The sequence below is a fragment of the Mesobacillus sp. MER 48 genome, from assembly GCF_023714225.1.
Classification (GTDB): Bacteria; Bacillota; Bacilli; order Bacillales; family Cytobacillaceae; genus Mesobacillus; species Mesobacillus oceanisediminis_A.
This window is the reverse complement of record NZ_JAMAUR010000001.1, coordinates 1,181,844-1,200,677: the sequence shown is the minus strand read 5'-3', so window position 1 is coordinate 1,200,677 and position 18,834 is coordinate 1,181,844. Positions and strand designations below refer to the sequence as shown.

General features: G+C 43.6%; 20 protein-coding genes and 1 riboswitch. Of the genes, 14 read left to right on the top strand and 6 right to left on the bottom strand.

From position 1 onward, the window contains the following. The first annotated feature begins 84 nt into the window (after positions 1 to 84). The 5 genes from M3593_RS06105 to M3593_RS06085 all read left to right on the top strand — a co-directional run bounded on the left by M3593_RS06105 (position 85) and on the right by M3593_RS06085 (position 5,187). Entirely contained in the window at positions 85 to 1,074 is a 990-nt protein-coding gene (locus M3593_RS06105) for a class I SAM-dependent methyltransferase (RefSeq protein ID WP_251541138.1), read from the top strand. Positions 1,075 to 1,333: 259 nt separating this feature from the next. Continuing rightward, positions 1,334 to 2,521, top strand: coding sequence for an acetate kinase (locus M3593_RS06100; protein WP_144477323.1), 1,188 nt, complete (start codon positions 1,334 to 1,336; stop codon positions 2,519 to 2,521). Positions 2,522 to 2,619: 98 nt separating this feature from the next. Continuing rightward, positions 2,620 to 3,456, top strand: coding sequence for an EcsC family protein (locus M3593_RS06095; protein ID WP_251541137.1), 837 nt, complete (start codon positions 2,620 to 2,622; stop codon positions 3,454 to 3,456). Between the two features lie 3 nt (positions 3,457 to 3,459). Beyond that, positions 3,460 to 3,972: a MogA/MoaB family molybdenum cofactor biosynthesis protein gene (locus tag M3593_RS06090; RefSeq protein ID WP_144477329.1), complete on the top strand. Its 513-nt coding sequence runs from the start codon at positions 3,460 to 3,462 to the stop codon at positions 3,970 to 3,972. Between the two features lie 702 nt (positions 3,973 to 4,674). Beyond that, positions 4,675 to 5,187: a GNAT family N-acetyltransferase gene (locus M3593_RS06085; RefSeq protein ID WP_251541136.1), complete on the top strand. Its 513-nt coding sequence runs from the start codon at positions 4,675 to 4,677 to the stop codon at positions 5,185 to 5,187. Between the two features lie 195 nt (positions 5,188 to 5,382). Here M3593_RS06085 and M3593_RS06080 read toward each other — a convergent pair whose 3' ends face one another. Continuing rightward, positions 5,383 to 5,700, bottom strand: coding sequence for a DUF4391 domain-containing protein (locus M3593_RS06080; protein ID WP_251541135.1), 318 nt, complete (start codon positions 5,698 to 5,700; stop codon positions 5,383 to 5,385). Positions 5,701 to 5,898: 198 nt separating this feature from the next. Between M3593_RS06080 and M3593_RS06075 the strand changes: the two genes are divergently transcribed. Both M3593_RS06075 and argH read left to right on the top strand, forming a co-directional pair. After that, positions 5,899 to 7,104, top strand: a complete 1,206-nt coding sequence (locus M3593_RS06075; protein ID WP_251541134.1) for an argininosuccinate synthase — start codon at positions 5,899 to 5,901, stop codon at positions 7,102 to 7,104. Next, positions 7,101 to 8,477: an argininosuccinate lyase gene (gene argH / locus M3593_RS06070; protein ID WP_144477337.1), complete on the top strand. Its 1,377-nt coding sequence runs from the start codon at positions 7,101 to 7,103 to the stop codon at positions 8,475 to 8,477. The genes M3593_RS06075 and argH overlap by 4 nt, the downstream gene beginning before the upstream one ends. 42 nt (positions 8,478 to 8,519) lie before the next feature. Here argH and M3593_RS06065 read toward each other — a convergent pair whose 3' ends face one another. Next, the gene (locus tag M3593_RS06065; RefSeq protein WP_144477340.1) at positions 8,520 to 8,969 is read right to left on the bottom strand and encodes a universal stress protein; all 450 of its coding nucleotides are present in this window, start codon (positions 8,967 to 8,969) and stop codon (positions 8,520 to 8,522) included. A 105-nt stretch (positions 8,970 to 9,074) separates the two neighbouring features. On the opposite strand from M3593_RS06065, the gene M3593_RS06060 reads away from it, so the two are divergent. The 3 genes from M3593_RS06060 to M3593_RS06050 all read left to right on the top strand — a co-directional run bounded on the left by M3593_RS06060 (position 9,075) and on the right by M3593_RS06050 (position 11,831). Further along, entirely contained in the window at positions 9,075 to 9,230 is a 156-nt protein-coding gene (locus M3593_RS06060; protein ID WP_186326762.1) for a hypothetical protein, read from the top strand. Positions 9,231 to 9,620: 390 nt separating this feature from the next. Further along, positions 9,621 to 10,742: an alanine dehydrogenase gene (gene ald, locus M3593_RS06055; protein ID WP_251541133.1), complete on the top strand. Its 1,122-nt coding sequence runs from the start codon at positions 9,621 to 9,623 to the stop codon at positions 10,740 to 10,742. Positions 10,743 to 10,901: 159 nt separating this feature from the next. Beyond that, the gene (locus M3593_RS06050; RefSeq protein ID WP_251541286.1) at positions 10,902 to 11,831 is read left to right on the top strand and encodes a manganese-dependent inorganic pyrophosphatase; all 930 of its coding nucleotides are present in this window, start codon (positions 10,902 to 10,904) and stop codon (positions 11,829 to 11,831) included. A gap of 80 nt (positions 11,832 to 11,911) precedes the next feature. On the opposite strand, the gene M3593_RS06045 is transcribed toward M3593_RS06050, so the two are convergent. The 3 genes from M3593_RS06045 to deoC all read right to left on the bottom strand — a co-directional run bounded on the left by M3593_RS06045 (position 11,912) and on the right by deoC (position 13,794). Then, positions 11,912 to 12,526 (bottom strand): AmiS/UreI family transporter, encoded by a 615-nt coding sequence (locus M3593_RS06045; protein ID WP_144477346.1) that lies wholly within the window; start codon positions 12,524 to 12,526, stop codon positions 11,912 to 11,914. 134 nt (positions 12,527 to 12,660) lie between these two features. Then, positions 12,661 to 13,083: a cytidine deaminase gene (locus M3593_RS06040; protein WP_144477349.1), complete on the bottom strand. Its 423-nt coding sequence runs from the start codon at positions 13,081 to 13,083 to the stop codon at positions 12,661 to 12,663. Between the two features lie 36 nt (positions 13,084 to 13,119). Next, the gene (gene deoC / locus M3593_RS06035; protein WP_251541132.1) at positions 13,120 to 13,794 is read right to left on the bottom strand and encodes a deoxyribose-phosphate aldolase; all 675 of its coding nucleotides are present in this window, start codon (positions 13,792 to 13,794) and stop codon (positions 13,120 to 13,122) included. A 266-nt stretch (positions 13,795 to 14,060) separates the two neighbouring features. Then, a riboswitch (PreQ1 riboswitch) is annotated at positions 14,061 to 14,107 on the top strand. Between the two features lie 95 nt (positions 14,108 to 14,202). Here deoC and queF point away from each other — a divergent pair. Next, positions 14,203 to 14,700 carry a preQ(1) synthase gene (gene queF, locus M3593_RS06030; protein WP_251541123.1) on the top strand — a complete coding sequence of 166 codons (498 nt, stop codon included), beginning with the start codon at positions 14,203 to 14,205 and terminating at the stop codon, positions 14,698 to 14,700. A 290-nt stretch (positions 14,701 to 14,990) separates the two neighbouring features. Here the strand turns inward: queF and M3593_RS06025 are convergent, their stop codons facing one another. Continuing rightward, the gene (locus M3593_RS06025; RefSeq protein WP_251541121.1) at positions 14,991 to 16,088 is read right to left on the bottom strand and encodes a M24 family metallopeptidase; all 1,098 of its coding nucleotides are present in this window, start codon (positions 16,086 to 16,088) and stop codon (positions 14,991 to 14,993) included. 210 nt (positions 16,089 to 16,298) lie between these two features. Here M3593_RS06025 and M3593_RS06020 point away from each other — a divergent pair, with 210 nt between their 5' ends. The 3 genes from M3593_RS06020 to M3593_RS06010 all read left to right on the top strand — a co-directional run bounded on the left by M3593_RS06020 (position 16,299) and on the right by M3593_RS06010 (position 18,798). Then, entirely contained in the window at positions 16,299 to 16,979 is a 681-nt protein-coding gene (locus M3593_RS06020) for a metal-dependent hydrolase (RefSeq protein ID WP_251541119.1), read from the top strand. Positions 16,980 to 17,081: 102 nt separating this feature from the next. Next, a complete protein-coding gene (locus M3593_RS06015; RefSeq protein WP_251541118.1) occupies positions 17,082 to 17,330 on the top strand; it encodes a hypothetical protein in 249 nt (82 codons plus the stop codon). Between the two features lie 148 nt (positions 17,331 to 17,478). Then, a complete protein-coding gene (locus M3593_RS06010) occupies positions 17,479 to 18,798 on the top strand; it encodes a CBS domain-containing protein (RefSeq protein ID WP_144477366.1) in 1,320 nt (439 codons plus the stop codon). Positions 18,799 to 18,834 lie beyond the last annotated feature (36 nt).

Genomic DNA, 18,834 nt, shown 5'->3' with positions numbered 1-18,834 from the left:
GAGACATTCCAGCCATATACCTTGTACAGAACAAGAAACATGGCTAAAATAGATAAATATCTATTCAAATCGGGAGGAAGTAAATTGAGTATGACTCCGGTCGAACAATTATTTACCGCATTCAATACTACAGCGGACATTTTAAAAGAAGAACTTTCATGTACATATTTAGAGGCGCTGGCTGAAACAGGGGAAAATATTTTCCAGGGCACGGTGCTTCAGGACGAATTAGATGAAGTCACAAAGAAGAGGCTTGAAAAAGCATACAAAGATATCATTCTTGATTCTTTTAGCAAAGAGGAAATCCGCAAAGGCTTCCAGTTGGCGATCCTGAAGGGCATGAAGGAGCATATTCAGCCTAATCACCAGATGACGCCAGATTCTGTCGGCATGTTCATCGGATATCTCGTCAGTAAATTTGTTGACAAGAAATCATTCAGGCTGCTTGATCCGGCTGTCGGCACGGGGAATTTGCTGGCCACGGTTTTGAACCAGCAGACCAATAAAGAAATCGAATCTGTAGGTGTTGAGATTGATGATCTCCTCATCCGCCTCGCATTCGTCAATGCCAATCTGCAGAAGCATCCGGTTGAATTTTTTAACCAGGACAGTCTTGAACCATTGTTTGTCGATCCGGCGGATGTGGTCATTTGCGACCTTCCGGTTGGCTATTATCCAAATGACCTAAGGGCTGCGGATTATGAGGTCAAAGCAGCAGAAGGACATACGTATTCGCACCATTTGTTCATTGAGCAAAGCACAAGGCACCTAAAAGATGGCGGCTACTTGTTCTTCATGATCCCGAATGGACTTTTTGAAAGCGAGCAAGCTCCAATGCTGCATGAATTCATTAAGGATCATCTGATTGTCCAGGGGGTTTTACAGCTTCCAGCTTCTTTGTTCAAAACCAAGCAGGCTGCTAAGAGCATCCTGATCCTTCAGAAAAAGGGTGACGAAGTGAAGCCTCCAAAACAGGCACTCCTTGCAGAGCTGCCGAAATTCTCAGATGGGCCAGCAGTCAATCGGGTTCTGGATAAAATTGACCAATGGTATAAAGAGAATAAAAGGCAGTAAAATAGCGAAAAGGACCGGTTATTGCCGGTTCTTTTGTCGTTCAAAAGGGTAAATACACCATGATAATATTTTTTTCTAATCCTTAGAAGTATCAGAATAAAAACTCATTTTGCGTTTAAGCAAGCTTTTCTTGAAATGTGAAAAGGACAGTGTTTAAATGGGGTATTGAGAGATATATTCACGGCCTGTGGCACACAATAAAGGTGTACTATTTCACTGGGTTTTTAATCAGGTTGTTATATAAAAGGAGCGGTACAAAATGGCAAAAATCATTGCAATTAATGCCGGCAGTTCTTCACTTAAGTTCCAACTGTTCGAAATGCCGAGCGAAGAGGTTATAACAAAAGGAATCGTCGAGAGGATCGGTCTGAAGGATTCAATTTTCACAATCAGTGTGAATGGAGAAAAAAACAAAGAAGTTACCGATATTCCGAATCATGAGGTTGCGGTAAAAATCCTTCTTGATAAACTGACTACACTGGGCATTATCAAGTCATTGGATGAAATCGAAGGAATCGGCCATCGTGTCGTTCACGGCGGCGAGGAATTCAGTGATTCTATCTTGATCACAGAAGAGGTTTTACAGAAAATTGATCAGCTTTCCGAGCTGGCACCGCTGCACAACCCAGCAAACTTGACTGGTATCCGTGCATTCCAGCAGGTACTGCCGAATGTTCCGGCGATTGCTGTGTTTGATACAGCATTCCACCAGACGATGCCTGAAAACTCATTCCTTTACAGCCTTCCTTACGATTACTATAAAAAGTACGGTATCCGTAAATACGGCTTCCATGGAACTTCACACAAGTATGTTTCCCAGCGTGCTGCAGAAATGCTTGGCCGTCCTGTGGAACACCTTCGCCTGATTTCCTGCCACCTTGGAAATGGAGCTAGTATTGCGGCAATCGAAGGCGGAAAATCTATCGATACATCCATGGGATTCACACCTCTAGCAGGTGTGACGATGGGAACTCGTTCAGGAAATATTGACCCTGCATTGATTCCGTACATCATGGAAAAAACAGATAAGAGTGCGGATGAAGTATTGAATGTCCTGAATAAAGAGAGCGGTATGCTAGGTGTATCCGGATTCTCAAGTGACCTTCGCGACATCGAAGACGAAGCCGAAAAAGGAAATGACCGTGCAGAGCTTGCGTTGAAGGTGTTTGCTGACAGAATCCATAAATACATTGGATCATACGCAGCCCGCATGTGCGGTGTTGACGCCATCATCTTTACAGCTGGTATCGGTGAAAACAGTTCAGCAATCCGTGCCCGCGTATTGCAGGGACTGGAATTCATGGGTATCTACTGGGACCCAGCTTTGAATAAAGTTCGCGGGGAAGAAGCATTCATCAGCTATCCTCACTCACCAGTGAAAGTAATGGTCATTCCGACAGATGAAGAAGTCATGATTGCACGTGATGTTGTGCGTTTGGCGAAATAAATTGATTTCAGGCAGGAGCTGAGTGCTCCTGCCTTTTAATGTTGAATCCGAATTTATGCTATACTGGAAGAAAATTCACACTAGCTGGAGGGTTTTCGATGCCTTTGACTCAACGGGAACAAAAGGTGCTGGATGATTTGAATGCTTGGGAAAACAAGCTATATGACTATGAACCGAATGACTTTGAACTGGCATATGACCGATATCTTGAACGTTCTTTTACATCATTGCCAGTCGAGGTCCAGGAGCGCTTTTTTACGCTGTTCGACAGCTGGCTTTTCCACCTTCATTCTTTGATCCAGGGTTCGCAATTGCAAATGGATGCCAAGGAACGGATTCTTTCTGCTGGACGGGTATTCGATCCGGACTTAGATACGATCAAAGACCTGAGAGAACTGCCTATTGAGCAGCTGGAATTCATCGCCAAGCAGCAAATTGCCCGCCATAGACTCTATTCCTTTGTACAGGGAGGAATGTCAGGAAGCGGCGGAAACCTTGTGCTGGGAGTCGATATGCCGGCGATGGCGGTCATCAATCTGCGAATTGTTCAGCTTGTTGCGATGACATACGGTTTCGAGGTGAATACACCGTTTGAGATGATGGTCGCGCTGAAGGTCTTCCATACTGCCACAATGCCTTCGAGGATGCAAAGTGCCGGCTGGGAAGAATTGAAAAATGACCTTGACCAGGCAGAAGACTTCTATTTTTACGAAGGAAATGACGATCTTACAGACGTAACATGGCTTGAACAGCCAATTAAGCAAGTCTTCAAAGGTATGGCAATCTTGATGTTCCGCAAAAAGCATGTCCAGGGGATGCCGATCATCTCGATGGCAATCGGCGCAGGGGCAAACTATCAATTGACAAGGAGAGTCACCGATTTTGCCCATAGATTTTACCAAATGAGATATTTCAAAGAAAAAGGGGCATTGTAGGAAATGAGCATACAAGAGCATAAGCAGGCTGCACCAAGCCAAGTGCGCTGCAAAGTCATAACAGTAAGCGATACAAGGACACCCGAAACCGACAAAAGCGGGAAGTTGATGATGGAGTACCTTGAATCAGCAGGCCACAAAATCGTCGACTATGTGATTGTCAAAGATGAAGCAGAACCAATCAGGTCCGAAGTCCTGAAAGGCTCCGCCAACCCAGAAGTGGATGTCATCCTGACAAACGGCGGTACTGGAATCGCCAAACGTGACGTCACGATCGAAACAGTCCAGAGCCTCTTTGAAAAAGAAATCCCGGGATTCGGTGAGATCTTTCGGATGTTAAGCTATCAGGAGGATATTGGCTCAGCCGCATTGCTGTCAAGAGCCGCAGCAGGAGTCGTGAACGATCGGGCGGTCTTTTCAACACCAGGCTCAACAGGAGCAGTCCGCCTGGCCATGGAAAAACTGATTATCCCAGAGATTGGACATGTGGTGAGAGAATTAAAGAAGGACTTATAAATATTAAAGTGGATGGAATCTTAACGGATTTCATCTTTTTTTGTGGTGAAATGGGATTTGGTAAAAATTGTAGAATTAAGTATAGAAGTTTCCAGAGAAAAGGAAGTTGAAGTGTTGATAAAAGGAGACTCTAAAGCCGACTGAGGTAGTCAATCATTTGATAGGTTAGAGAGAAAAACGGGGAAGCTGTAAAAAGAGCCTGGATTCTGACAGGTTTGGACCATTTGGTGTTATAGCTGTCAAAATAAGTTCGGGATTATGACAGGTTTGAAGCAATAAGGGGAGAAGTTGTCAAAAAAAGTCCTGTATTCAGACAGGGTTGAAGCATTCAGAGGAAAAGCTGTCAAAAAAAGCCCTGGATTCAGACAGGTTTGAAGCATTCAGAGGAAAAGCTGTCAAAAAAAGCCCTGAATTCAGACAGGTTTGAAGCATTCAGAGTAAAAGCTGTCAAAAAAAGCCCTGGGTTCAGACAGTTTTGAAGCATTCAGAGGAAAAGCTGTCAAAATAACCGCTGAATTTAGACAGGTTTGAAGCATTCGGAGGAAAAGCTGTCAAAAAAAGCCCTGAATTCAGACAGGTTTGAAGCATTCAGAGTAAAAGCTGTCAAATAAAGCCCTGAATTCAGACAGGTTTGAAGCATTCGGAGGAAAGGCTGTCAAAAAAACACTGGAATAGGTTGAAGGGAACAAGGGGGAACTGGAAATGTTTAAGTTAAGAGAAATAAATAAAGATAAAGAGTTATTAAACCAAGTAGCGGACTTATATCAACAAGTATGGGCTCAAGAGGACCTTTCAATCAAGGAACGAGTTACGAGGCATGCAGGCTATGCTGACTACAGAGGGTTTGTGGCAATTTCCAATCAGGGGGAAATTGCTGGATATGCATATGGCTATTCTTCTCTACCGGGTCAGTATTATCATGGATTACTCTCAGACGCGTTAAATCCAGAAGAGGAACAAACCTGGCTGACAGATTGTTTTGAATTCGTTGAATTGGGTGTGCTTCCGGCATTCAGGAATCAAGGACTGGCAAAAGAGCTGGTAAATCACTTACTGGATGGAGCAGGTCATAAGACAGCGGTATTAACAACACAACTTGATAACGACTCTGCTAGGGGTTTATATGAAACATTGGGATGGCGCGTCATTAAACAGCCGTTTTACCCAAATGAAAATGGACAGCCTTATGTCATAATGGGAAAGCAATTGAGATGAAACTAATCATTGCCTTATTCATTGCCGTAATAGGAAATATTTTGATTGGTTCCTCTGTCAATGAACTCGGCCTGATGGGAAATGGCTGATTAAGGGTACGACTGTTCTTATTAGCGCGATCAATATAGGCAAAAAGCAGAGACACCAAAAATAGCCTGAGGCTCACCCAGGCTATTTTTTATGGAATTGAATGTGTTATCCGTGCATCTTCTCTGATGTAATATCCTGATGTGTTCGGTACCAGAGCCAGAGGTCGTTGATGATGGATGCGAGCTCGGCAATTTCGCTGTTTAATTCACAGGAGCGGATAAAGTTACTCTCATTTGAAAGCTCTGCTTGTTTATGGTTGATTGTTTTTTCGAGCTGGGCAATCCGGTCTGGAATGCTCCCGCGTATTTTTTCCCAGTGAAGCAGGATGGCGTGCTGTGTATCCAGGTCATATTCTTCCCAGTTCTTCTTAAAATCAGGCAGGGGTATGCCCAGTCGGCTGTTAAAAAGAAAATATTGATCCATTCGTGAAGCCCCCATTCCGGTAAACATGCTTACATTCTACTATACTTTCATTTCCTCTTCTACATTAGCCAATCAGAAGTTTTTTGGAAAATTAAAATTTAGCCTTGAAAAGTTCGATAAAACCTGTTAATTTTATAAACATGAATAAAAATTTATATGCATGCATAAATATCCGAACTAGAAAAGGAGATCAACAAAATGACTGAAAACAAAGTGGTGCTTGCCTACTCTGGCGGGCTTGATACATCTGTTGCGATTAAATGGCTAAAGGATCAAGGATACGCGGTAGTAGCGTGCTGCCTTGATGTCGGTGAAGGTAAGGACCTTGATTTTATTAAAGAAAAAGCTTTGAAAGTAGGGGCAGTTCAATCATACGTTTTGGATGTCAAAGAAGAGTTTGCCACCGAATATGCACTTTTCGCCCTCCAGGCACATGCGTTATACGAAGGGAAGTATCCGCTTGTTTCGGCACTTTCTCGCCCGCTTATTTCTAAGAAACTAGTAGAAATTGCAGAAATGGAAGGCGCTGTTGCTGTAGCCCATGGCTGCACGGGCAAAGGGAATGACCAGGTTCGATTTGAAGTATCCATCAAAGCATTGAATCCTGAACTTAAGGTGATCGCTCCAGTACGTGAATGGAAATGGTCACGTGAAGAAGAAATTGCTTATGCGGCCAACAATGGCATACCGATTCCCATCAATCTGGACAGTCCATTCTCTATCGACCAGAACTTATGGGGGCGAAGCAATGAGTGTGGAATCCTGGAAGATCCATGGCAGGCACCTCCAGTCGAGGCATATGAATTGACTGCTGAGCTGGAAGATACACCTGATACCCCTGATGTCATCGAGATTGAGTTTGTTGAAGGAGTGCCGACTGCCATTGACGGCAAAGCATATCCTCTTTCAGAATTGATCCTTGAATTGAATGCCGTTGCAGGCAAGCATGGTGTTGGAAGGATTGACCATGTGGAAAACCGCCTTGTTGGCATCAAGTCGCGCGAGGTGTATGAAGCACCTGCTGCGATGACTCTGATCAAGGCACATAAAGAATTGGAAGATATCACACTTGTAAAAGAAGTGGCCCATTTCAAACCGGTAATTGAGAAAAAAATGACAGAATTGATTTATGAAGGCTTATGGTTCTCCCCGCTTCAGGAAGCGCTGGCTGCATTCCTGAAGTCAACCCAGAAGCATGTCACTGGCACAGTACGCGTCAAGTTATTCAAAGGCCACGCCATCGTCGAGGGCAGAAAATCACCTTATTCTCTATACAATGAGAAATTGGCGACATATACTGCAGATGACGAGTTTGACCACAATGCTGCGGTTGGTTTCATCAACCTTTGGGGACTGCCAACAGTTGTCCACAGCATGGTCCAGGGCAAGAAGGTGACAGTGTGAAAAAATTATGGGGCGGCAGATTCACCGGATCTGCAGAAGAATGGGTAGATGAGTTCGGTGCATCGATCGGCTTTGACCAGGAATTGGCGAAGCAGGACATCGAGGGAAGCGTCGCCCATGCTACAATGCTTGCTGCCTGTGGAATCATCACAGAAGCGGAGGCGGACGAAATCATTCAAGGATTGAAAAAACTTGCGCAGCAAGCTGAGCAAGGTGAACTGGATTATTCAGCTAAACTGGAAGATATTCATTTAAATCTGGAGCATCACCTGACAGAATTGATTGGTCCGACTGGCGGGAAACTCCATACAGCAAGAAGCAGGAATGACCAGGTTGCAACTGATATGCATTTGTACCTGAAAGAGCAGGTGTCGGAAATCATTGCACTGATCACTGATTTCCAAAAAACACTCGTCGATCAGGCTGAGCAAAATATCGAGACACTGATGCCAGGGTACACCCATTTGCAAAGAGCACAGCCTATCTCGTTTGCACATCATCTCATGGCTTATTTTTGGATGCTGGATAGAGACAAACAGCGTTTTATCGATAGCCTGAAAAGGATCAATCTTTCGCCTCTTGGTGCCGGGGCACTCGCTGGGACTACTTTTCCGATTGACCGCCATATGACAGCTGAAATGCTGGGGTTTGCCGGTATTTATGAAAATAGTCTTGATGCGGTTAGTGATCGTGATTTCATTCTTGAGTTCCTGTCGGACAGTTCGATCTTGATGATGCACCTTTCAAGATTATGTGAGGAAATCATTCTCTGGACCAGCCAGGAATTCCAGTTCATCGAGCTATCCGATGCTTTTACTACTGGAAGCAGCATCATGCCGCAGAAGAAAAATCCTGATATGGCCGAATTGATCCGGGGAAAAACTGGCCGTGTGTATGGCAGCCTGATGGGTCTGCTGACCGTATTGAAAGGTTTGCCTTTAGCCTATAACAAGGATATGCAGGAAGATAAAGAGGGAATGTTTGATACAGTCAAGACAGTCAGAGGCTCCCTGAAGATTTTTGCTGGGATGATCAGTACGATGAAGGTTAAGAAAGAGAAGATGGAAGGCTCTGTAAAAAATGACTTCTCCAATGCAACGGAATTGGCTGATTATCTAGCCGCTAAAGGAGTTCCTTTCAGGGAGGCCCATGAAATCGTCGGCAAGCTTGTGCTGACTTGCATACAAAAAGGCTGTTACCTTGCGGATCTCCCGTTAGAGACATATAAAGATATGAACCCTTTATTCGAGGAAGATATCTATCATGCATTGAATCCGTATAATGCGGTAGAACGAAGGAAGAGTGCTGGAGGCACCGGTTTTTCACAGGTCGAGGTTCAAATCGGAAAAGCAAAAGCGTCCATTAAAATGTAAGAAGCACGCAGCTTTTGCTGCGTGCTTTATTCATGATGGTAATTAATCATTTTTGTCTGTTCTAACAACCAGGACATCACAAGATGCATAGCGGGTAATATGTTCAGACACACTTCCTATAAAGAAGCGTTCCACTGCGTTCATTCCTGTTGCCCCGCAAATAATCAGGTCGGCGTTGTATTTTTTCGCAACATCCTTCGCAATCTTGACCTTGGGTGAACCATAATCGATTTCGTAGCTTACATCTTTAATGCCGGCATCGGTTGCCTGTTGTTTGTAGCTTTCCATCAGCTCAGTGGCAAACTGGTTCGCACGCTCAGAGATTGTGCGGTCATATGCCTCAACAGTGGCAAATGTGCGCAAATCGATGATATGGGTCATGACCAGTCTGGCATCGTTCCTTTTTGCGATTTCAATGGCTTTCTTGAAAGCCCATGCTGCTTCTTTAGAACCATCAACGGCAACTAAAATATTCTTATAATATAGCGCCATAGTTCTCGCCTCCTTTACCTATATTATACAACAGTTTCCTTGGTATAGCTGTGACAATCCAACGAAAACTATATATGCAAGCATCACATCAAAGGAGGAACCAATATGGATAAAAAGGAGAGACAAGGCCGGTCATCCTATGATTATGATGACCAGGGTATTATGCAAGTCAGCCAGCAGATCATGGATTCCTACAACAGCGGAATAGTACCCCAGGAACAGATGAAAGCAGCCGCAGAAGCCGATGAGGAAATGAGATAGTTTTTAGGGAAATCAGCCTGAAAGGTCCTGCAAATTATAGAAAAAGTAGTAAGGGCTTGCTAATCTAGTGTTCTTAGCAAGCCTTTGACTTTTAAAAGGATAGCAATTTTTTGGCAAACGGAAGATGGCTGCAGTTGGAATAATGTAAAAGAGAGTGATTTTAAAAGTTAACCGTCAATATGAAATATAATTAAGAGAGATAATATCTTTAATATTCAGAATAGTATATTTTAGGGAAGTTCATACGAATTGTTTTGCCAAAAGCTCTTTTTTCTACTAAAATGAAAGTGTTTTCAATCTTGTTTCTTTTTACTTTTTTCCACTTTTAAAATAGTATGAAGAAGCAGCTTGAAATGGAAGAGCAATCTAATACATAGGAGGTATGCAAGAATGCGTATCGGTGTACCTAAAGAGATAAAGAATAATGAAAACCGTGTGGCGATGACGCCTGCAGGAGTCGTCAACCTTGTGAATTTCGGGCATGAGGTTTATATCGAAACAGGTGCCGGAATCGGCTCAAGTTTTACAGATGAGGATTACAAAGCTGCTGGCGCTTTAATCGTCGAGAGCGCTCAAGAAGCATGGGCACAGGATATGGTCATGAAGGTTAAAGAACCACTGCCAGAAGAATACGGATATTTCCGTGAGGGTTTAATTTTATTTACATATTTACACCTCGCTCCAGAACCTGAGCTGACAAAAGCATTGATCGAGAACAAGGTAGTCGGTATTGCTTACGAAACAGTTCAACTGGCAAACGGCTCACTTCCATTGCTGACGCCTATGAGTGAAGTGGCTGGCCGTATGTCCACACAAATCGGCGCTCAGTTCCTTGAAAAGGTACATGGCGGAAAAGGAATCCTTCTTGGCGGAGTTCCTGGTGTACAAAGAGGAAAGGTTACCATTATCGGCGGCGGTGTAGCCGGGACGAATGCAGCGAAAATGGCAGTCGGACTTGGTGCTGAAGTTACTATGATCGACTTGAATCCTGACCGTCTTCGCCATTTAGACGATATTTTTGGATCTGATATTACAACTTTAATGTCCAATCCTTTGAATATTGCTGAAGCAGTTAAAGCTTCTGACTTAGTGATCGGTGCTGTGTTGATTCCTGGCGCTAAGGCTCCTAAGCTTGTGACTGAAGAAATGATTCAGTCCATGAACCCGGGATCAGTCGTTGTTGATATCGCGATCGACCAGGGCGGAATTTTTGAAACAACTGACAGAATCACGACTCACGACAACCCAACTTATGAAAAGCATGGTGTTGTGCACTATGCAGTTGCCAATATGCCTGGAGCAGTTCCACGGACAAGCACAATCGCACTGACAAACGTAACAGTGCCTTATGCTGTGCAGATTGCGAACAAAGGGTACAAGAAGGCTTGCCTGGATAATGAAGCGTTGCTGAAAGGAATCAACACGCTTAATGGCTATGTAACATACCAGGCGGTCGCTGAAGCGCATAACCTTGTATATTCTGAAACAAAAACATTATTGGAACAAATCTAATGATTCACTGAGATCCGGAGCCAAGCATCCGGATCTTTTTATATGGGCCAATTTTGGACAAAGCTGTTTAAAATCTTTCAATTTTAGCGTATATTATTTATGGGATACGGGTTCTTTAATGGAATGTCCGTGATAAATTGTAACTTGAGGAGTGTCATGATGGAAAAAGTACTTGTTTTTGGTCATAAAAATCCTGATACAGATACAATCTGCTCTGCGATTGCGTATGCAAACTTAAAGCAAAAGCTTGGTGTCGATGCAGAAGCAGTCCGACTGGGCCAGGTCAATGGGGAAACTCAATATGCACTAGATTATTTCAAGGCTGAGGCACCTCGCCTTGCTGGAAGGGTTTCTGAAGAAGTGGACAAGGTCATCCTTGTCGACCATAACGAACGTCAGCAAAGTGCGGAAGATATTACTGATGTACAGATCGTTGAAGTAATTGACCACCACCGTGTGGCCAATTTTGAAACAAGCGATCCACTTTATTTCCGTGTTGAGCCAGTTGGCTGCACAGCGACAATCCTGAACAAGATGTACAAGGAAAACAATGTTGAAATCGATAAGAACATTGCCGGATTGATGCTGTCTGCAATCATTTCCGATTCCTTGCTATTCAAATCACCAACCTGCACAGACCAGGACGTGGCGGCTGCTCGTGAACTGGCTGAAATTGCTGGCGTGAATGCAGAAGAATACGGTCTTGAAATGCTGAAGGCTGGCGCTGATCTTAGCAGCAAAACGATTGAAGAGCTCATCTCCCTTGACGCAAAGGAATTCCAAATGGGTGAGTCCAAGGTTGAAATCGCCCAGGTGAACACAGTGGACGTCAATGATGTTCTCTCACGCAAGGTTGAGCTTGAGGATGCATTGAACAAGAAAGTGACTGAAAAGAAGCTTGGTTTATTCTTGCTGGTCATCACGGATATTTTAACAAATGATTCTGCTGCACTTGCGATTGGTGAAAAGGCTTCAGCAGTCGAAGAAGCATTCAATGTGACGCTTGAAGACAATACAGCGACACTTAAAGGCGTCGTTTCCCGCAAGAAGCAAGTCGTTCCAGTACTGACAAACGTATTGGCTAAATAATCGCCAACAAAAGAAAACCGTCCATGCCAAATCGGCAGGACGGTTTTTGCTTTTTTGGGGGTCAGATAAACCCATCTTGGCTAAGCGAATCTCTCAGATCTTGCTGTTGCTTTTTTCAGCTTGAATGTAATATAGGCAAAATAGACAAAAGCTGCAATCGAGAAATAGATCCATGCTTGCGCTACCTGATCAGTCTTCCATAGGCCGGTCATGGACAGCAATGCCGGGAAAGTCAAAGTCAGCCATGACTGAACCATTGCTACCTTGCCGACGTACGCATCGATTTTTTTGTTTATTCCCATCGACAGGAAGAACAGGAACCAGAGATAGGCCCACATCAGCCAAGTAAGCGTATTGACGATGTCTCCAAAATGGATATATGCAACGAATGCGTAAATAAGGGCTATGACAGCCACCCAAAGAGAGTACCAGCCCAGTCCGCTGCCATCAAGGTCCTTCAATAAGGTCATGCCAACATATAAATAAGTAAAGCCAAACAGAAAGATGCTGGCAAGGCTGTATATAGTCCAATTGCTTTGGTCAGATGCGATGATTAAATAGAATGGAACGATGACCTGCATGGCTCCGATAAATAAATTGAATACTGCTACACTTTTCGCATTCGCTTTTCCCAGAAGCATCAAGCTGTTCAGGAAAAGTGCTGCGCCTGATAATAATAAACCTGCGTCTCCCATGATGTATGCCGTCCTGATGAATGGACGGCTCTTTCCTCCTTTATCGAGCAGCGATAGATTAAATAAGAAAGAGCAATTCCAAAACCCTATTTTCGAGGATGAAAGGAATTGCTCCTTATGTTAACTTGCAGCTATTAAACCATTTTCTTCGACTGATCGACTTTGTCCATATCCTTGGATGTAAAATATCCCGGCAGGATCTCATCAATTGTCGTTTCCTTCACATCACCGTTCAGGTTCGAAAGATAGATTTTAGTATCCTCAGTCGCAAATTCTGCAATAACCTGGCGGCAGGCACCGCAAGGAGAAACAGGACCTTCAGTATCAGCGACTACTGCAATCGCCTTGATTTCTGTATCACCCTCGGATACAGCCTTAAAAATGGCAGTTCTTTCGGCACAGTTTGTCAGTCCGTAAGAGGCATTTTCAATATTGCAGCCAAGATAGACATTGTCATTGCTCGTAATGATTGCTGCGCCAACCTGAAACTTAGAATATGGAACGTATGCTGTGCTTCTTGCTTCTATAGCTTTTTCAACAAGCGTCTTTTTATCCATCGTCCATTCCCCATTCCCAAATGGTATTTTTGTTGCTTAGTATGAAGAGTCAGAAGACAATCCGTTGACAATTGCTACGCCAGAGCTTGCACCAATTCTTGTTGCACCAGCTTCGATCATGCTTTGTGCATCCTCAAGGCTTCTAACGCCACCTGATGCCTTAACGCCGATATCAGGGCCCACTGTTTTTCTCATCAAAGCGATGTCCTCCACAGTTGCTCCTCCTGTTGAGAATCCTGTAGATGTCTTGACGAAATCAGCTCCTGCACTAACAGAAAGCTTGCAAGCCATTTCTTTTTCCTCATCAGTAAGAAGGCAAGTTTCGATGATCACCTTAGTCAATGCTTTGCCTTTTGCTGCGTCAACAACAGCTTTGATATCTTTTTCAACAAGGTCATACTGCTTGTCCTTCAAAGCACCAATGTTGATGACCATGTCAACCTCAGTCGCGCCATTTTCAATTGCATTTTTTGTTTCGAATGACTTTGTTTCAGAAGTTGCAGCTCCAAGAGGGAAGCCGATTACTGTACAAACTTTTACACCTTCAGCATCCTTAAGAATTTCAGCAGCAGTCTTTACCCATGTTGGGTTAACACAGACAGAAGCGAATTTATATTCTTTTGCTTCCTCAGCCAGCTTTACAATCTCTGCTTCAGTTGCATTTGCTTTAAGCAATGTGTGATCAATCATACCCGCTAAATCTTTAATCATATAATTCATTCCCTTTCCAAAAAAAATGTAATGAAACGCTTTCATAATGAGCAAAAATATATAGCACAAAGTTATTATGTGTTACTTACATGAATAATATATCAGGTGGTTGAACAAATGTAAATAACCTAATGAACATATGTAAAAATAAAAACTGGAAATACACGGGATTGTCATAACTCCTTTTGTCTTTGTAAAATTTTCTTTTGACTTTAACAGGACATTTCTTTATAGTGGCAATATAAATTGAATACAAATCCTGCATCGCGGGAGAGGTTCATAGCGGACACCCTCTATAAAAAACTATGGATTTGAATAATTTCAACCATATCCATGAGGATGTGGTTTTTTTATTAGCAGGGTTTTCGGCCTCGTTTAGCGTTTGCGGACATTAGTGGAGGCTTTATAATGGCAGGAAGAAAAGATGAGGAAATGAAAGATTTGACGTTACTTGGAAACCAGGGGACCAAATACTTATTCGAATACAGCCCTGAAATATTGGAAACCTTCGAAAACAAGCATCCATACAGGGATTATTTTGTAAAATTCAATACACCGGAATTTACGAGCCTGTGCCCGATCACAGGACAGCCGGATTTTGCTTCGATTTATATCAGTTACATCCCGGATAAGCTGATGGTAGAAAGCAAGTCCTTGAAATTGTATCTGTTCAGCTTCAGGAACCACGGTGATTTCCACGAGGATTGCATGAACATCATCATGAATGACTTAATCAAGCTGATGGATCCAAGATATATCGAAGTCTGGGGAAAATTCACGCCAAGAGGCGGAATCTCGATCGATCCGTACACAAACTACGGAAAGCCAGGAACAAAATACGAGGAAATGGCTAACTACCGGATGATGAACCACGATATGTACCCGGAAAAAGTCGATAATCGCTAATTAGGAAAAAGAGCAGCTGCAGATGCTGCTCTTTTTTAACTGGAAAAAAACACGGATTTTTTCCAACTCGCTACAAAAATTCAAAAGTCGCTATATAAAAAAGAAAGTCGCTATAAAAAAGAAATTTTCGCTATATAAACAGGAAAGTCGCTATAAAAAATTTTTTCGCTATATAAAAAAGGAAATTTCCGCTATAAAAAATTGAAACTCGCTAAAAAAGAAGCTTCCTCAATGAAAATCAAAAACAAACCGCCTGGATCACATGACAGCAGGCGGTTTTTGGGCTTATTTTACGATACAAATACCAATTCTTTAGGGTATTTCGTTAAAATTTCAATTCCATCCTCGGTGATGACCACATCATCTTCAATTCTTACGCCCGCGACGCCTGGCACATAGATTCCCGGCTCTGCAGTGAACACCATTCCTTTTTCCATTAGTAATGGATTCGTGCTAGTCAATGATGGATACTCGTGGACGCTGACTCCGAGTCCGTGGCCTAGGCGGTGCGGGAAGTAGTCGCCGTATCCCGCTTCTTCAATCACTTTGCGTGCAGCAAGGTCAACCTCTGAGCAGGCTATGCCGGCACGAGCTGTATCCAAAGCTTTCAGCTGTGCTTTCAACACGGTGTTGTAGATTTCTTCCTGCTGTTTATTAATCTCGCCATAGGCAACGGTCCTTGTGATATCTGAGCAGTAGCCATCCATCACAACGCCAAGGTCGAATAAGACGAGGTCGCCTTTCTTGATCTTTGTCAGCCCTGGAGTGCCATGCGGAGCTGCAGCATTCTTTCCTGTGAGTACCATTGTTGAAAATGACATTTCTGTAACGCCTTTTTTCTTCAATTCATACTCAATTGCAGCAAGGACATCCAGCTCGGTTTTGCCTTCCTTGATCTCGCTGACTCCTGTCTCAATCGCAAAATCAGCCAGTTCACAAGCTTTTCCGAGCTTTTGCAATTCTTCTTCAGTTTTCACCATCCGCATCAGGCGCAGTTTTTCCTCTGCTGAAACGAATTCACCATTGCCTACAAGTCCAGTCAGCTTCTCATAACGCTCGACATTCAGCTGTTCCTTCTCAATTGCAATCTTCTTGATGGAAGAAATACGCTTCTTCATCGCATTGAAGGCAAGTTCCATTGAATCATCTGTGTCGCTGTAGCCAAGGATTTCAAGCTCCCATCCGGCATTCTTGGCATTTTCCTTATCCATAGCCGGGCAGATCATGAAAGGCTCAGCATCCTGGAACACGGCAACAGCCAGTAATCTTTCGTGTGGATCGCTTAAAAATCCGCTCAAATAAAATACATTATCAGGGGATGTAATAAATGTGACATCCACATCATTGTCCTTCATCCATCCTGATAACGCAGCCAATCTTTCAGTCATAGATATTCCTCCTCTATATGTACATCACACTATGAGAGTAGCAATTACCTGGTCAAAAGTAAAACTTTTAATGATAAGAGTTGTTGGGTAAAAAGAAAATGGAAGCAGGAGATTGTCAAAGGGTGTTGAAATAGTTTATTTATATGGCTGATTTTTGCAAGGTTTCTAACGTGATTTTTGTGAAAATAGCCCAATGAAAGGAGCGATAATATGAAAGTATCTTATCACGGCCATTCTGTTGTTAAAATTGAATCGAATGGGAAAACCATCCTGATTGATCCATTCATTACTGGAAATGACCTGACCGATCTGAAGGTGGAGGATGTGAAGCCAGATGTGATTATCCTCACCCATGCGCATGGAGACCACCTCGGGGATACCCTTGAATTGGCGAAGAAACATGATGCTCTGGTAATCGCCAATTTCGAAGTCGCTACATATTTAAGCTGGAAAGGCCTGAACACACATGGGATGTCGATTGGCGGCGCGTATGAATTTGATTTTGGCAAAGTCAAGATGACCCAGGCCTTCCATGGAACAGGTATGGTCACGGAAAACAATGAAGTGATTTATGGAGGCATGCCTGCTGGCATCCTGTTCATGGCAGAAGGAAAAACAGTGTTCCATGCGGGCGACACTGGTCTGTTTTCTGACATGAAGCTGATTGGCGAAAGGCATCCAATTGACCTGGCATTCCTGCCGATTGGCGACAATTTTACGATGGGACCAGAAGATGCGGCACTGGCTGCTGAATTTCTAGGCGCAAAGCAAGTTGTGCCAATCCATTTCAATACGTTCCCGCCAATCAAGCAGGATCCCCATGCCTTCGTAAAAATGCTGAAAAACAATCAAGGTCGTGTCCTTGAAGCGGGAGAAGCGATCGAATTGTAATACCCATGGCTGCACAAAATTTGTGCGGCTTTTTTATTTACCATGCTTTTTTCTGCCTGTTAAGCATAGATATGAATTAAGACAACCTATAGGAGGGCAAGAATGAAGAAGAACCGTTACTTATTGTACCTGCTGTTATGCGGCGTCATGCTTTACATCGCATTGCCGGAGATTAATCTCCAGGCGGGAGGAAAGGAAGCCCTGTTTGCAGGCTCCTGGCTGTTTCTCGCTCTGCTGGTTTTTGCCGGGAATCTGGCGGCTTTCTTATACACGGCGAAAAAGAAGGCCGGCACAGGAAGCGGAAAAATGGGAAGCAACCAGAAAAGAAAATCGCGCGTCTACACTGGCTGATTTAAATCGCCAGTTTTTCTTTTTAAGAGTATCATTCTTCTAAATTATGGCCTTGACCCTAATACAATTGAATCAAACCCTTTAAAACCTTATAATGTAAATGGATAGAGCTACATTGAACGGAAAATTATGATAAAGGGTGAAAGTCTTGGCAACTAAGCATGAACAAATACTTCAATATATAGATGAATTGCCAATAGGTGAAAAAATATCGGTGCGCCAAATCGCCAAGGCACTTAACGTAAGCGAAGGAACTGCATACAGAGCCATAAAGGAATCGGAAAATAAAGGGTATGTCAGCACGATTGAACGTGTCGGCACCATCAGGATTGAGCGGAAAAAGAAAGAAAATATCGAGAAGCTTACGTTCGCAGAAGTCGTCAACATCGTTGATGGACAGGTCCTTGGGGGACGCGGAGGGCTTCATAAAACATTGAATAAATTTGTCATCGGGGCGATGAAACTGGAGGCGATGATGCGCTATACGGGCGCGGGCAACCTGCTGATCGTCGGGAACCGCGATAAAGCGCACGAGCATGCGCTAAGAGCCGGAGCAGCCGTATTGGTTACTGGCGGTTTCGATGCCGAGGACCATGTCAAAAAGCTGGCCGATGAATTGCAGCTGCCGATCATCTCAAGCAGTTATGATACATTTACAGTCGCGACGATGATCAACCGTGCGATTTATGATCAACTGATCAAAAAAGAAATCATCCTTGTCGAGGATATCCTTACTCCGGTAGCCGAAACGGTTTTCCTTAAGGCGAATGACACTGTATCAGATTGGTATCGCCATAAGGACGAAACGCTGCACAGCCGTTTTCCTGTCGTCGACCACAATATGAAAGTGATTGGGATGATCACTTCAAAGGATGTCATGGGCCATGAACAGGATACCTTGATCGAGAAAATCATGACGAAAAGCCCAATGACCGTCAGCGGGTCGACGAGTGTTGCTTCATCTGCCCATATGATGGTGTGGGAAGGAATTGAGGTATTGCCAGTTGTTGATGATGGAAACAAGCTTCAGGGCATCGTCAGCAGACAGGATGTATTGAAAGCCCTTCAGATGGTCCAGCGCCAGCCGCAGGTAGGGGAGACGCTGGACGATACAGTGACGAACCAGCTTGTCCTGGCAAAAGGAAAAACCAAGGATGAAGATATTTTCCGCTGCCAGGTGACTCCGCAGATGACGAACCACCTTGGGACCATTTCATACGGTGTTTTTACAACCATCGTGACAGAAGCAGCGAACCGTGTGTTGCGAGGATATAAAAAAGGTGACCTGGTCGTTGAGAATATGACGATTTATTTTATCAAGCCTGTACAAATTGACAGTGTCATAGAAATTTATCCGAAGGTTCTCGAGGTAGGAAGGAAGTTTGGGAAGGTCGATATTGAAGCCTTCAATGACGGAGTTCTTGTCGGCAAGGCGATGATGATGTGCCAGCTGATCGACAGACATTAATAGATTAAAAAGCCGATCCGTGATTGGATCGGCTTT